Source organism: Candidatus Nitronauta litoralis, from assembly GCA_015698285.1.
Taxonomy (GTDB): domain Bacteria; phylum Nitrospinota; class Nitrospinia; order Nitrospinales; family Nitrospinaceae; genus Nitronauta; species Nitronauta litoralis.
Genome location: CP048685.1, coordinates 3,646,505 through 3,660,874, shown reverse-complemented (window position 1 = coordinate 3,660,874; position 14,370 = coordinate 3,646,505). Strand labels below are relative to the sequence as shown.

Here is a 14,370-nt window from a genome sequence, read left to right as displayed (position 1 = left end):
AAGTTGTTACTTATTTTAAGGGGTGAATTAATTTAATGAAACCATATGAACTTATCATTCTGGGTAGCGGTATTGCGGGTCTTTCTGCAGCCCAGTATGCCGGGTCCCAGGGGGCCAGGGTTTTAATCATTGACCCTGGAAAACCAGGTGGGCATAGCGTGTTCAAAGGGCCTGAAATTCTTCTGGAAGAAATGAACAATGGCGCATCGGGGGATGTTTTACCACCCTGGTCAGAGATCAAACAAAGAGCCCAGGAAATTTCAAATGACAGATCCAGCCTGTGGCAGGAGGAACTAAAACGACTGGGGGTGAAGTCCTTAAGAGGGCATGCTCAAGTGATTAATGCAAACCGGGTGGTTGTGACTGATGATGGGGAGCCCATTGAACATCATTGCGAGAATGTCCTTGTGGCCACTGGGTCTGCGGTATGTCCATTGCCTTCTTTTCCTTTTGAGCCAGACCTGATATTTGAGAGTGAAGCTCTTTGGGCTCTGGATGAATTGCCATCGAGCCTGCTCATAGCAGGAAGCAATCTGGAAAGCCTTGCATGGGCAGAGTTGCTTCGTCGGCTGGGAGTGAAAGTGTTCTTTACTCATGAATCAACCGAAATGCTGGATGGGTTTGATCCAGAGTTGATTGCGTTTCTTGAGAAGGGAATGAAACGGTCAAAAGTAAAGCTACTGTTAAAAAAAACAATCAAATCAATTTTTAAAAACTCTGAAGGTCTTGCTATTACCCTGGACGGCGGCATTAAATTTACGGTCAATAAATTATTGGTTTGTGGAAACCGTAAGGTTGACCTTTCAAATATTTTTTACCCAGAGAGTGTGCCGGACCTGGGGGGTAACGGAGAAATTCTTGTCGATGAAAAAATGAAAACGACCCTTGGAAACCTGTTTGCCGCTGGAAGTGTTACAGGACATGTGCGAAACCCCTATAGGTCTCAGGAAGAGGGGAGGGTGGCTGCTGCGAATGCCCTTGGGAAAAAAAGGAGTTTTCACCCGGAATGGATACCGGATGTGGTTCGTTTGTCCCAGACGGTAGCCAGTGTCGGGTGCTTTGGGGGGAACGCCCATCATTTTGGTTTTCGAGGAGTAGAAGGTCGTAGTATTGGCTGGAAAAAAGACCATGATTTTCCCCTTGATACAGGGGAGTCCTTCTGTAAAATTGTTGCTGATCGGGATCGTCGCGAAATTGTCGGAGGGCAGGCCGCAGGAGCATTTTCAGCTGAAATGGTTTCCATGATCCAAATGGGGGTCAGGAAGGGGATGACACCTCGCGATTTTACCCAATTACAGGCTTCCTGGGGAGGTCCATTTGCGCCTCTGCATGAGGCCGCAATTGACTGTCTCAGCAAGCTGAATCAGGAGCGATAAATCAAGGTTTTTTATGGGATTATCTTGTCCTTGACTCGGGTTTTTAATTATGCTAAAACGCATCACTTAAAAGCTTAAAGGGCTTTTCCGGTCTCTTTTATTTTAACCGGGATCAACTCTTTAACCTCTTTGGAAATAAGGGTTTCATGGCGGAAAGTACAGAAGTGAAAAAGCCGGCTCCTAAAAAGCCGGTCAAGCCTGCGGCACCTGCCGCAAAAAAGAAGGATACAAAGGCGGCCGTTGATACATTATGGTCCCGAAGGGATTTCTTCTCTTACAGTGGTTGGGCAATGTTTACTGCCAGTCTGGGGTTGTCCTCCCTGTATTTTCTGAGACTTCTCTTTCCTCGAGTCCTTTTTGAGCCTTCTCCAAAATTTAAAGCGGGAAAACCAGGCGACTACACGGTAGGAGAGGTCAGTACCAAGTGGGTGAAGGACCAGCGCGTCTGGATTGTTCGGGAAGAGTCCCAGTTGTACGCTATTTTTGCTCGATGCACGCATCTGGGGTGTACACCACTCTGGCTTCGCTCTGAAAGAAAATATAAATGTCCTTGTCATGGTAGTGGTTTCACCATGGACGGAACTAACTTTGAAGGCCCGGCACCTCGACCTTTGGAACGGCTGAAAGTCGAAGTGGGTGCTGATGGCCAGATTGTCGTTGATAAAAGTAAAAAGTTTCTCTTTGAAAAAGGGGAATGGGGTAAACCAGGTTCTTTTTTAATGGCATAACAGACCAGGGACCGCAGGCTACTTTTTTTGGGTCCATATTGGAGGGTTAATACATTGGGCAATAAACCGCCAATTCCCGATATGAAGGAATTGATGGAATCCATCAAATCCGGAAAAATCGTTGACGAGGTTTCCAAGCAGGTCACAGAGTCACAGATCTGGACGTCTACGTTCCGTCATGGATATGCAGACACTCCGCGAAACCGCGTTCTGCAAATTGCCAGTAATGTCTGGCTGCATCTGCATCCCGTAAAAATTCACCGGCACGCACTTCGTGTGAAGTTCACTTGGTGCATGGGTGGCATCACATTTTTGCTTTTCCTGTCCACTGTGGTAACGGGTGTTATTCTCATGTTTTACTATCGCCCGGTTGGTGAATACGCCTATTTCGACATGAAGTACCTCCAGTATGACGTTCCATTTGGCATGGTTGTTCGTAATATGCATCGATGGGCAGCGCACTCGATGGTCATTACCGTATGGCTGCATATGTTCAGGGTGTTTCTAACAGGGTCGTACAAGCCTCCTCGAGAGTTCAACTGGGTTATTGGGGTTTTTCTGGTTACGTTCACCCTGTTGCTGAGTTTTACAGGTTATCTGCTGCCATGGGATCAGCTTGCTATGTGGGCGGTTACCGTTGGGACCAATATGGCCCGCGCGACACCGTTCCTCGGTTCGGAGGGCCCGTTCCAGGAGTATGTGTTCGGGGTCTCGCCAAGGTACGATGCCAGATCCGCGTTGCTTGGAGGGAGTCTGGTAGGGCCGCCGGCCTTGCTCAGGTTCTACGTGCTTCACTGTATCTTCATACCCCTTGTGGCAGGGGCGCTGATGATCGTCCACTTTTGGCGAATTCGTAAGGACGGCGGAATTTCCGGTCCTCTTTAAAATAAATTCTAGAATGGCCCCTTTTCAGGGGCTGGAGTTTTAATCAATGGCAGCACCATCTAAGAAAGCAACAGAGGCTGTTCCTGAAAAGGTCCATGTCTGGCCTTATCTTGTTCGCCTGGAATTCCTCTGCGCAATCATTGTTGCAGTATTCCTCATAGTCTGGTCGATTGTCATTGATGCTCCATTAGAAGAAGCCGCCAATCCCACCAAAACTCCCAATCCATCTAAGGCGCCGTGGTACTTTCTAGGATTGCAGGACATTCTGGTTTATTTCGACCCATGGTTTGCTGGTGTTGTTGCGCCTGTTTTAATTATCGTGGGGTTAATGCTTATTCCCTATCTTGATGTGAACCCAAAGGGGAATGGTTACTATACATATACAGAGCGAAAAGCTGCGATCTGGATTTACTGCTTCGGTTTTCTGGTCCTATGGATTGCGTTGATTATCATGGGTGTCTTCCTGCGTGGTCCTGGTTGGAACCTTTTTATGCCCTGGCAATACTGGGATGCTCACAAAGTGGTGGCTCTGACCAACGTCGATCTACCCTATGCGCTTGGTTTCCGATCCTATAGTTCGCAGACAATAGTCGGGGGTATAATTATCATTGGCTATTTTGCTGTGGGTACAGCTGTGTATATGTTTATGGAGCGCAAAGCCATGGCAAGTGTTGGTTTTTTGCGCATGATAATAAAAATTCAGTTGATTTTGATCATGATTGGAATTGTGATCAAAATTGTTTTACGCCTGGGCTTTAACATCAAGTACGTTTGGGTAACCCCCTGGTTTAATATCTGACCTACTGGAATTCATGTCCGCACCTGAGAAAACACCAGAAGAGCCAACTCCTCCACCTTATAAGGATGGGGAATTCGACGAGCATACTTCGTATAGCTTTTTCTTTTTCCTTTGTTCCGGGGCGATGTTGTTCGTCACGCTTTGGGCATTTTGGGATGATGAATACGCGCGTCGTGGTTTTAAAGAATTTCAGGAGATGTATTTTGAGGAGCAGTATAATCGTGCTGTAGAAGAATATAGTAAGGTCAACGGCAAGATTTCCGGAAAAGATGCAGAGCTGCTGAGGCAAATTCAGGCTGAAGAAGATAAGCTGAGCAGTTCATCGGAATATCAGGAGCTGGCTGATGCGGCTTTCGATGCTCAGGCTAAATATGAAGATGCTCTGGTCGGGCAAAAATTTGAAAAAAGCCGACTGGATGAATATTACTACTATTATAAAAAGGCGGAGCATGAGGGTAAGAACTTTGAGGTTGCTCTTGCCAAAGTCCATGAGTCGGAAAAAAGAATTAAAGAATGGGATCCTGTAATTAAGGAAAAAGAGAAGCTTCGTGATGAGGCCGAAGCTGCTTTGATGAACTATAAGGGCAAAAAAGAAGACCTGGAAAAAGAGCTCGCTAAGCTAACAAACGATAAAAATATTATTGAAGGGAAGATGGATTATTACAGGCCCTTCAATCTCCTGTGGCGTCCTGCTGAAATTCTGCAAACCGTTATCCCGGGCGCTTTGAGAAATAATTTTGCTGAAATCACTTACAAGGTCGATCGCTGTCAAACCTGCCATATTTCTTACAATGACCCTCATTATAAGGATTGGGCAAACCCGATCAAAACTCACCCCAAACGTGAAATTTTAATTGGCAAACATGATCCGACGGTGACAGGTTGTACCTGGTGTCACAAAGGACAGGGAACTGCCACCGCGCCTGCTGAAGATGCGCACGGTTCGCACCATGAGATGGACCAATCCCTTGGTTATAATGAACCCATCTTGCGTGGCGCTTTGATGGAGGCTAACTGTCAAAATTGCCACGCTGAAGTGGTTGATCTTGAGGGAGCCCCTATTCTCTCAAAAGGCAAGCGCAACTTTATTAAACTGGGTTGCCACGGGTGTCATTTAGCCGAAGGGTTTGAAGGTTTGCCCAAAGTTGGTCCAAGTCTTTTCCGCATCAAATCAAAAGTGGACCCAGGTTGGTTGTATCGGTGGGTCAAGAGTCCTCGCGACTATCTTCCTGAAACCCGAATGCCTGACTTTTATCTGAGCGATGACCATGCTCTGAAAGTTTCAGCTTATCTATGGGACCAGTCGGAAAAGGACTTTAAAAACGGTGAAAAATACAAAGGCGGTGATTCCGCTAAAGGTGAGAAATTATTCAAGAGTGTCGGCTGCCAGGCTTGCCATTCAACCAATGGTGAAGGTGAACACCATGCACCAAATCTGACCAATATAGGAAAGAAAGTCGATCCTGATTGGTTGGTAAGCTGGATATCCAACCCGCACGATTACAATATGAAGAGTAAGATGCCGGACCTTAGCATCACTCCAGCTCAGGCTCAACATATTGCGGCATTCCTGCTGAAAGATGCCAAGACAAAAAAGATTCCTGGCCTGTTGGCAAAGCTTAAGGATCCGAAGAATATTGCTGAGGGTGAAGTCATAGTGAGGCGACGTGGTTGTTTCGCTTGCCATGATATTCACGGTATGGAAAAAGAGGGGCGAATTGCTCCAGAGCTGTCCTCTTTTGGAGTCAAGCAGACGCGTGGTTTGGAGTTTGGTGATAATACTCATATCCCACACAACTGGGAATCCTGGACGCACACGAAGCTTCAGAATCCGTCAGCTTTCAGGACCGACCGTGTCCTCGATAAAATGCCTAACTTCCATCTCTCGGAAGAGGAAATTGAATCCCTTATGGTTCTTCTCAAGGGGTTTAATGGAGCCAATATTCCTCAGGGTTATCAGAGAACCTACTCTCAGGATGAGTTGACGATTGAACGAGGAAGGCGGCTCATTGAACGATTTAATTGTCGCGGTTGCCATGTTGTTGAAGGTAAGGGTGGCGAAATCCAGAAATACCTGAAAGCAAAATCACAATATCCCCCTCCTCTTATTTCGGACACTTATCAGGTGGGTGAAAGAATCAAAGGTTCCTGGATCTATTCTTTCCTGAAGAAGCCTATTCCGGTTCGTACCTGGGTCAAGGTCAAAATGCCCAAGTTTGCATTAACGGATGAGGAAGCCCGGGACTTGACGGCTTACTTTAACCTGATGGCGCCTGAAGCCAGTACCTATGAAAAGGGAGTTCATCTTGCAAAAAGCAAAGAGTCAATTGACACCGGCGTCAAAATTGTAAATTACATGGATTGTGGCCGCTGTCATGATGAAGGCAACAAAGGCATTGACTTTTCCATTGCGGCCCAGCGTCTCAGACATGACTGGATTGGCGATTGGTTGAAAGATACAAGGAACATGATTCCATGGACTCCAATGCCGAGTCATTGGCCAAAAGAGGGGGATGCCTACACAATTCCCACCAAATATAGAGAGTTAAGTACTGTGGATGGGGGAAATGTGGACACGGCAGTGGAACACATCAGTGATTTTATCGTATCCTATAACAACCCGGAAATCGACTTCGAGCAAAACCTCGTTGCCAGTGAAGAGGACGAGGAGGATGAGGAAGGGGACGATGAAGAGGGTGATGATGAAGAAGAGGATGACGAGGAATAAAACCTGGCTGCCCGAATGCCGGGTTGCGGTCAGATACAGAAGGTTTGTATAATCACTTAAAGCCTAAATAAAAGGTTAAAGACTATGGAACTCTCAGGCTTAGAAAACTTTATTCTCATTGCCATGAAGCCGGATAACATGCCGATTGGTGCGATGCTGTTCGTTGTGGCTTTCTTTTTCTGGATTGCTCTCCGTCAAATGATCAAACACGACAAGCTCATCCACGAGGGTAAAAAAGACAAGGTTTATGACGAGATGATCAAGTAAGTGGAAATTTTCCTCATCCCAATGGGAGCCATCCTGTTGGGGCTTGTCTTCATTTTTCTTCTTAAAAACTATTCCCCCCCACCCCCACAGGAACAGGTCGTCTGGAGTAACCCTGAAGACAAGCCTGCCTATTTACTCGACCGCGCAGAGTTTCGAGACAAGTGCCTTGATTTCCTGGCAAAATTCAATCTCGAATATCGCCATTCTATCTGGGCCAACGACCGCGAACTTGAGATCGATATGTATGACGAGACTCCTGTCGTTGGAGGGAAGTATCTAGCTCTCTGTGTTTTTGAACCCCATAACCGAACTGTCGATATGATGACCGTTAAGGGTTTTCTTGATACGGTAAAGGGAGAAGGAGCCCATAGAGGGATTATTATTACCACAGGTTACTTTACGGAAGAGGCTATTCAGGCGGCTTCTGAAGAGGATCAGGTTGAGTTGGTCAATGTGGTGGCCTTCCTGGATTACCTCAAGCGTTTCGAGATATACTGATTTTTTTCAGGTTCCCGGCAAGTCCTATAATCCTGCAAGTTATTGATTAAATAAGCCCCTCTATATGTTATACTGAACAGCATGAAAATAAGTGAGCTGTTAAAAAAAGTCAATCCCGCATTTTCTTTCGAATTTTTTCCACCCAAGGACGAAGCTGGATTTGATCAACTGTTCAATACAATAAACGAACTCAAGCCCCATAACCCAGCTTATGTTTCGGTTACTTACGGAGCAGGCGGCAGTACCCGGGCTAAAACCCTGGACCTGGTCGCAAGAATTAAGTGTGAAATTGGCCTTGAGAGCATGGCCCATCTCACTTGTGTGGGCAGCACGCGTGATGAAATTCACGATATTCTGGGGTCACTTAAAAAAAGTGGAGTGCGAAACGTTCTTGCCTTGAGAGGTGACCCCCCCAAGGGAGAGACGGAATTTGTAAAACCGCAGGATGGCTTTGGTTTTGCAAACGAACTGGTTGAATTTGCAAACCAGAATTTTGACTTTAGTATTGGAGTTGCCGGGTACCCGGAAAAACATATTGAATGCTCCGACCTGACCACCGATCTGGATAACCTTAAGCGAAAAATCGATGCGGGTGGTGAGTTCATAGTGACCCAGTTATTTTTTGATAACCGGTTCTTTTTTGAGTTTATGGATAGTTTACAATCGAGAGGTATCCATGTCCCGGTAATTGCTGGGATAATGCCTATCCAAAGCTATAAACAGATTTTGCGGTTCACCAAAATGTGTGGTGCCACGATTCCAGGCCCACTGCTAAGTAGGCTGGAAAAAGAAAAGGACAATCCTGACGCTATAAAAGCTATTGGTGTTTCCCATGCATTGGAACAATGCGAAGAATTGCTGGCCAACGGGACACCGGGCATTCATTTTTATACTTTAAATCGCTCCAACGCCACTCGACAGATTCTTGAAGGATTGAATCACACCACGTTCCCTTCTCCTGAATAACCACTTTTAACATACAAGGCGATGTCCCTTCTCCTGATGATTATTTCCCTGGTTTTTTTGGGAAGTAACAACGTATGGGCGGAGGAAGACCCGAAGTTCCCTAACCCATACAGGGAAATGACCCATGACATGGTTCTCATTCCAGCCGGGAATTTCGAGCGAGGATGCGATCAGCTGGGGCCGGAGCATGGGGCACCACGGCACACGGTATATTTGGACCCCTTCCTGATTGATAAGTTTGAGGTCACCAATCAACGCTTTGAAGAGGTAATGCCGGATCATAAACTACGACGAAGCAGATTATCACGGTGCGAGCGTTGTCCTGTAGCCAAGGTCACCTGGTATGAAGCTGCAGATTACTGCCACCTGGTGGGGAAGGCGCTTCCCAGTGAAGCCCAGTGGGAGAAGGCGGCAGGGGGAAAAACCGGATGCGAGTTTCCCTGGGGAAAAGAATTTGATCCGGGGAAGGGATTGGCTCATGGTAAAAAGAAATTGAAAGTAGGTGCAGCAAAAGTGGGAAGTTACCCTCCGAACAAATATGGTGTGTTCGATATGGCTGGCAATCTTTGGGAATGGGTTGCTGATTGGTATTCACCTCAGTATTATTTCAGGGAAGTGATGTACAATCCACGTGGCCCTCGAAGCGGAGTGATGAAGGTACGTCGGGGTGGTGCCTGGTCTGACCATCCGAACGGGATGAAGGTCGGATACCGCGACTGGAGCTATCCTTTTTCGCGAAGCTACAGCGACATCGGGTTTCGCTGCGCCATAAGCCTTGGGCCTCAAAGGAAATGAAGTTATTAACGACCCTGTTCATTTGAATCCTTATGACGGAAAAATCAAAGCTCGAATATATTAAACGGTTGGTGGATGAACAACTGAATGATTCTGTTGATTCTCTGGAAATGAAAAATAAATTTATCGGAGATGAGGGGCTTGAGGCTCTAGTCCATATCGACCGTCTGGAAGAAGTTGAGAACCTGGATATTTCACGTAATCACCTGACCCACAGGTCGATGCCTGCACTTGCGGCATGTACCCGTTTAACCAAATTAAAGCGCTTGTATATTGGTGAAAACAACCTTGGAGACCAGGGAGCGATCTCACTATCGAAAGCGGCGTTCCTGCCTCAACTGGTCCATTTTGATGCACGCTTTAATCATATCGGGGAAGACGGTGGAAAAGCGCTTGGGACGGCCCCGTTTAAAAAGGTTCAGGTTTTTATTCTGCAGGATAACCAGACTGGGGACGAATGTGTTCAGGCCCTGGCACTCAATCCGGGATTCATGCATGTTCGAAAATTAAATTTGTATCGGACGGAATTGTCGGACAAAAGCATTAAAACGCTGGCAAAATCCAAGGTACTTAAAAAACTAAAGCACTTGAATCTGGCCCGGAATATAATCAGGATAGATGCGGCTCTGGCTTTGGCAGGGACAAAGACTCTGACCAATATAGAAACCTTGATGATGTTTGATACCTTCATCGGGGAAAAGGGGGCCGAAGCGATCGCGCAATCACCCTCACTTCCTAAACTGAAAACACTCAGAATGACCTGATGCGGTTCCCCCAGGTCAGCTCTTTTTCAGAATTAACCGCAAGGCGCCAGAGTTTCTATTCCAAATAACTTTAGGAAAGACACTGCTGCCCAAATGCCGATGCTTGCAAAAAAGCCGAGCATGACAGCTGCTGTTACAAACACTCCCGCCAACATGACCATTCCTTGAAAACTTTTTGTCTGCATAAGTTCACCTGTCTGTAGAAATTAACGAAGAACAACTAAGGATAATTTTTGATTGTAGGCTTTCCATTAAATCAGGAAAAGGTGATTTAAAAGATTGGAAAAACTTGGAATTCCCGGGCTCCTGTCGCGCTGGGGGTAGAATCCCGGGTCACGAATAGCGGTCATTTAACCATGGCTCCGCAGAATTTGAGTAACCTCTCTGCTCCCAGAACCCTAATTCATCATTTTCACGGAAAATAATTTCCCCAATCCATTTGGCACCCTTCCAGGCATAGAGTTGTGGGGTGATCATTCTAACCGGTGCACCGTGTTCCCGCGTCAAGGGTTGTCCCTCCCAAGTGTGTACCAGCAGGACGTCGTATTTCATCGCTTCTTCAAGGGACAGGTTCGTTGAATAGCCGTCATAGGCTTTTATGTAAACAAACCTGGCTTCCGGTTTGATACCGCAATGGTTGGCAATATCTGAAAATTTCACTCCTTCCCAATGGTTGTCCAGTTTGCTCCAGGTAGTGACGCAGTGGAAGTCTGAAATATCTTTGGTCTGAGGCAATTGTTGAAATTGTTCCCAGTTGAAGGCTTGCGGATTTTCGACCAATCCTGAAATGGTGAGTGTCCAGAAATCCAGAGGGACTTCGGGTTGAACCCCTATATCCAAAACAGGCCATTTTTCAGTAGTTGTTTGCCCTGGAGGGACCTTGGGCATTCCGTCGCGGTTTAGAGGACCATCCCCCATGGGTGGAGGTCCCTCCCATTTTTGGTTTTCTACCAACTGGCGTTTGTATTGAATGAGCTGTTCTCGACTTTTGATTTTTTTTGAATTCAGATCTGGTTTTTGAAACTCCATCCTTCCCCCATCTCAAGAAAGCCACATTCTACCATGAGGCTTTTGAAAAAGTCAGGCAACTTGCTAAAAAACCCTTATTTTTTAACTGGTTAGAAGATTAAAGGTCCTTCTCCGGAATTCCGTTAAGAATAGAGTCTTCTGGGGAGGAAACTGAATGAATTTAAACATCCTGACATTTAACTGGCACGAACCGTATATCTGCAATCTATCTCGGTTGAATCACACCTTTTTCGTTGTTGCACCGGAGGTGGCACCCGGCAAACTCAGGGAATGGGACAAGAGGATGAGGTCTCTTCCTGGAAATTGCCATTTGATTTCACCTGAACAGGCCAGAGAGAAATTGCAGGAGGGTGATTTTGATTTAGTATTAGCTCACAATGTTAAAGACCTTTTGTGGTTGAAAAACTTTGATCTGCCAAAAATATGTGTGTTCCATTGCCGGCTGTCGACTGAAATTGCTTTGAGTGAGACTCCGATTGATAAAACGGAATATCTTAAAAAGGTAAAAAGTCTGTTGCAGGATGTCCATCCTGTTTTCATTTCACAAAATAAGAAAAATGACTGGAACCTGCCGGGCGCAGTTATTCCCCATGGAATTGACATAAATGATTTTCCTCAATATTCAGGTAACGAGTCCTGCATACTCAGGGTTGGAAACCTGTTAAAGGAAATGGATATTGCCCGAGGTTATACCAGGGGTGAAGCCATTATCTCCGGCTACCCTCATGCAACTCTTGGGTTGAATCCGGGTTTGCCTGGTTCCAGGTTATCTGAGAGCTTCAAGGACTTGCAGGAGCATTACCGGCAGTGCCGGGTGTATCTCAATACGTTGCCTCCCGAATATGAAGATGGCTATAACTTGTCGCTGCTCGAGGCAATGGCGACTGGGATGCCTGTGATTTCGACTGTCCATCCGGAGTCCCCTGTAATTGATGGGAAAAACGGTTACATCTCGGATGATACACAGTACCTGAGAAAAAAATGTGGTGAATTACTTGAGGATAAGGAAAAAGCAAAGGAACTAGGACTTAATAGCAGATCAATCGTACAAGAACAATTTCCTATGGACCGCTTCCTGTCTTCCTGGACCGGGGAAATTGAACTTTGTATAAAAAATTATCTGAAAACCAGAGGGTATGATAACGAGAGGCAAAAAGTCCCATTTTCTGAACGAAAAAGAAAAAACATATTAATGGATTTTGTCTCACACCCAGCCACCACCGCCTACTATCTGGAACGTGCTTTTAGACAGTCACACAATGTTATTACCTGTGGGGCCATGATTAATCTTGATGTGATTCACCAATGGGACCTGGGGAATTTAAAATGGCCAATTGAGCCTCAGGATATTTTTCGCGGAGCAGGGGAGAAGGTTGATGGTGTTCTTAAAGAACTACCTGCGGATTGGAATCCTGACTTTTATTTCTATGTTGAAACCGGTTTGTCCGATGTTCCGGTTGATCTCGAAAAACTTTCTATTCCAAAGGTGTGCTACCTGATTGATACCCATATCCATCTGGAAAAACATTTTGAGATTGCAAAAAGATTTGATGTGATTTTTCTTGCCCAGAAAAAATACGTTGATATTTTGCGGGCTCAGGGGAATGACCAGGTGTTCTGGCTACCTCTGGCATGTGATCCGGATATTCACGGAAAAGTGGAAACCGAAAAACTATGGGATGTTGGTTTTGTGGGCAGTGTGACCCCGGCCAATCCAAGGCGTAAAAAGCTGCTGGACTTCATTGGTTCAAGGTTTGATTTGAAAGTTGACCGAAAATTTATGGATGAAATGGCGCGACATTTCTGTGAATCCAGAATAGTTTTCAACAATGCTATAAAAAATGATTTAAACATGCGTGTGTTTGAGGCCATGTGCACTGGAAGCATGCTTATTACTGATGAAGCAGTTGGCTTAGAGGATTTATTTGAAGACCAGCAGCATTTTGTAATGTATCGGGATGACTCCCTTCTGGAAACGATCCAATATTATCTTGAGAACCCTGAACAAAGAGAAACAATTGCTGAAGAGGGTCGTCGAGAGGTTTTGGCGCATCACACCTACTCCCATCGGGCTAATCAGATGATTGATATCCTTGATGAGATATATAGGGCCAGTGAGGAGGATGTTGAAGGATCGGAGCCGGTTTCTAATGTTTCAAATTACTATGAACATGTCAGGCATGACATGCTCCCCCTGATTCCCGAGGAAGCCCGTTCAATTCTTGAGATTGGATGTGGGGCGGGAAAAACCGGCCAGTTCCTGAAGGAATCGCGAGGTGCTTTTGTAGCCGGGGTTGAACTCAATCCAGATGTTGCTGAAGAGGCAAAGTCTGTACTTGATGATGTGATTTCCGGAAATATTGAGGAAATGGATCTTCCATATGAGCCTGGCAGTTTTGATTGTATCTTATGTGGAGATGTCCTGGAACATCTTGTAGATCCCCTTAAAGTTCTGGAAAAATTGAAAGGGTTGCTAGTCCCAGGTGGGAAAATTGTGGCCAGTATCCCAAATGTCCAGTTTTTTGGTGTGATTCATCACCTTTCTGAAGGTAACTGGACCTATCAGGATGAAGGGATTCTAGACAGAACACACCTCAGGTTTTTCACATTAAAGGAAATTAAAACCCTGTTTGAAAATGCAGGTTTTGAAATAAATGAGATTCAGGAAACACTTGATCCTCAATATGAAGAATATAAAAAGTCAGGTCAAAATTGTCTAAAAGTGGGGCGGGTAACAATCAATGATTTGTCAGAGGAAGAATTGCGACGATTTTTTGTTTTCCAATACCGCTTTAGTGCAGGTTTGTCTGAAACTAAACCCGAGAACGAGAAGAAAAATATTTCTAGGGACTCCGTGATGAAAGAGCGTCAGTTGAATGAGGCAAAAACTCTGGAAGCCAACGGAAACTGGAAGGAGGCAATTAAGGTTTACGGTTTTATACTTGTAGAGCACCCGGAGAATTTAGTTTCCTGGAAATCGAAGGGGAATTGTCACCTGCAAATGCAGGAGTTTAAAGAATCCCGGGAGGCCTTTAAAAAGGCTTTTGAGTTGGATCCAGAGTCGCCTGAAATTATGATGAATCTGGCAGTTGTTTCATTTCAAGTTAGGGATTATAAGGAAGCTGAAAAATGGTTTGAGCGTCTACTAGAGTTTGATTCCTACAAGGACAAGGGCTTGTGTGGGATTGGAATGCTTAAACAGCAGGTGGAGGCGAATAATGAGGCCATAGAGTTGTTTTATAAGGCTTTACAGGTAAATCCTGAAAATGGTATTGCCCTTTCTTCCCTCCTTAAGCTGGCATATTTATCTGGTGAATTCAGGCTTGCAGAGTCTGCGCTTGAAAATTACCTTGAAATACACCCCGCCAACCTGAATATGTTGTTCGGGCTTGCCGGTCTTTATTTTGAACAGGACCGCCTGACTGAGGCACGGGAGGTTTTAGACCAAATATTGATTTTTGATTCTAGTAACAACGATGCGCTGGAATTGTTGAAAAAGGTGGAAGAACGATTAGTTTTTTCTAAAGGTTAAATA

Annotated in this window: 12 protein-coding genes; 11 read left to right on the top strand and 1 reads right to left on the bottom strand. The window is 45.4% G+C overall.

The genetic code is table 11. The features are described from left to right. Nucleotides 1-35 precede the first annotated feature (35 nt). The 10 genes from G3M70_16790 (at nucleotide 36) to G3M70_16745 (ending at nucleotide 9,806) form a co-directional block, all read left to right on the top strand. The gene (locus tag G3M70_16790) at nucleotides 36-1,376 is read left to right on the top strand and encodes an NAD(P)/FAD-dependent oxidoreductase (GenBank protein ID QPJ63440.1); all 1,341 of its coding nucleotides are present in this window, start codon (nucleotides 36-38) and stop codon (nucleotides 1,374-1,376) included. Between the two features lie 146 nt (nucleotides 1,377-1,522). Beyond that, nucleotides 1,523-2,104, top strand: coding sequence for a Rieske 2Fe-2S domain-containing protein (locus G3M70_16785; protein QPJ63439.1), 582 nt, complete (start codon nucleotides 1,523-1,525; stop codon nucleotides 2,102-2,104). Nucleotides 2,105-2,197: 93 nt separating this feature from the next. Further along, nucleotides 2,198-2,989, top strand: coding sequence for a DUF4405 domain-containing protein (locus G3M70_16780; GenBank protein QPJ63438.1), 792 nt, complete (start codon nucleotides 2,198-2,200; stop codon nucleotides 2,987-2,989). A 46-nt stretch (nucleotides 2,990-3,035) separates the two neighbouring features. Further along, a complete protein-coding gene (locus G3M70_16775; protein QPJ63437.1) occupies nucleotides 3,036-3,788 on the top strand; it encodes a cytochrome C in 753 nt (250 codons plus the stop codon). A gap of 13 nt (nucleotides 3,789-3,801) precedes the next feature. Then, nucleotides 3,802-6,516 (top strand): c-type cytochrome, encoded by a 2,715-nt coding sequence (locus G3M70_16770; GenBank protein ID QPJ63436.1) that lies wholly within the window; start codon nucleotides 3,802-3,804, stop codon nucleotides 6,514-6,516. Between the two features lie 84 nt (nucleotides 6,517-6,600). Beyond that, complete coding sequence (locus G3M70_16765; protein QPJ63435.1) at nucleotides 6,601-6,783, top strand: hypothetical protein; 183 nt, start codon at nucleotides 6,601-6,603, stop codon at nucleotides 6,781-6,783. Further along, entirely contained in the window at nucleotides 6,784-7,281 is a 498-nt protein-coding gene (locus G3M70_16760; protein ID QPJ63434.1) for a restriction endonuclease, read from the top strand. 81 nt (nucleotides 7,282-7,362) lie between these two features. Then, nucleotides 7,363-8,247, top strand: a complete 885-nt coding sequence (gene metF, locus G3M70_16755; GenBank protein QPJ63433.1) for a methylenetetrahydrofolate reductase [NAD(P)H] — start codon at nucleotides 7,363-7,365, stop codon at nucleotides 8,245-8,247. 36 nt (nucleotides 8,248-8,283) lie between these two features. Then, nucleotides 8,284-9,042 carry a formylglycine-generating enzyme family protein gene (locus G3M70_16750; GenBank protein QPJ63432.1) on the top strand — a complete coding sequence of 253 codons (759 nt, stop codon included), beginning with the start codon at nucleotides 8,284-8,286 and terminating at the stop codon, nucleotides 9,040-9,042. 32 nt (nucleotides 9,043-9,074) lie between these two features. Further along, complete coding sequence (locus tag G3M70_16745; GenBank protein QPJ63431.1) at nucleotides 9,075-9,806, top strand: hypothetical protein; 732 nt, start codon at nucleotides 9,075-9,077, stop codon at nucleotides 9,804-9,806. A gap of 333 nt (nucleotides 9,807-10,139) precedes the next feature. Here G3M70_16745 and G3M70_16740 read toward each other — a convergent pair whose 3' ends face one another. Further along, nucleotides 10,140-10,835, bottom strand: coding sequence for a sulfite oxidase-like oxidoreductase (locus G3M70_16740; GenBank protein ID QPJ63430.1), 696 nt, complete (start codon nucleotides 10,833-10,835; stop codon nucleotides 10,140-10,142). 154 nt (nucleotides 10,836-10,989) lie between these two features. On the opposite strand from G3M70_16740, the gene G3M70_16735 reads away from it, so the two are divergent. Further along, on the top strand, nucleotides 10,990-14,367 hold the full coding sequence (locus G3M70_16735; GenBank protein QPJ63429.1) for a glycosyltransferase: 3,378 nt from the start codon (nucleotides 10,990-10,992) through the stop codon (nucleotides 14,365-14,367). The last annotated feature ends 3 nt before the right edge of the window (nucleotides 14,368-14,370 follow it).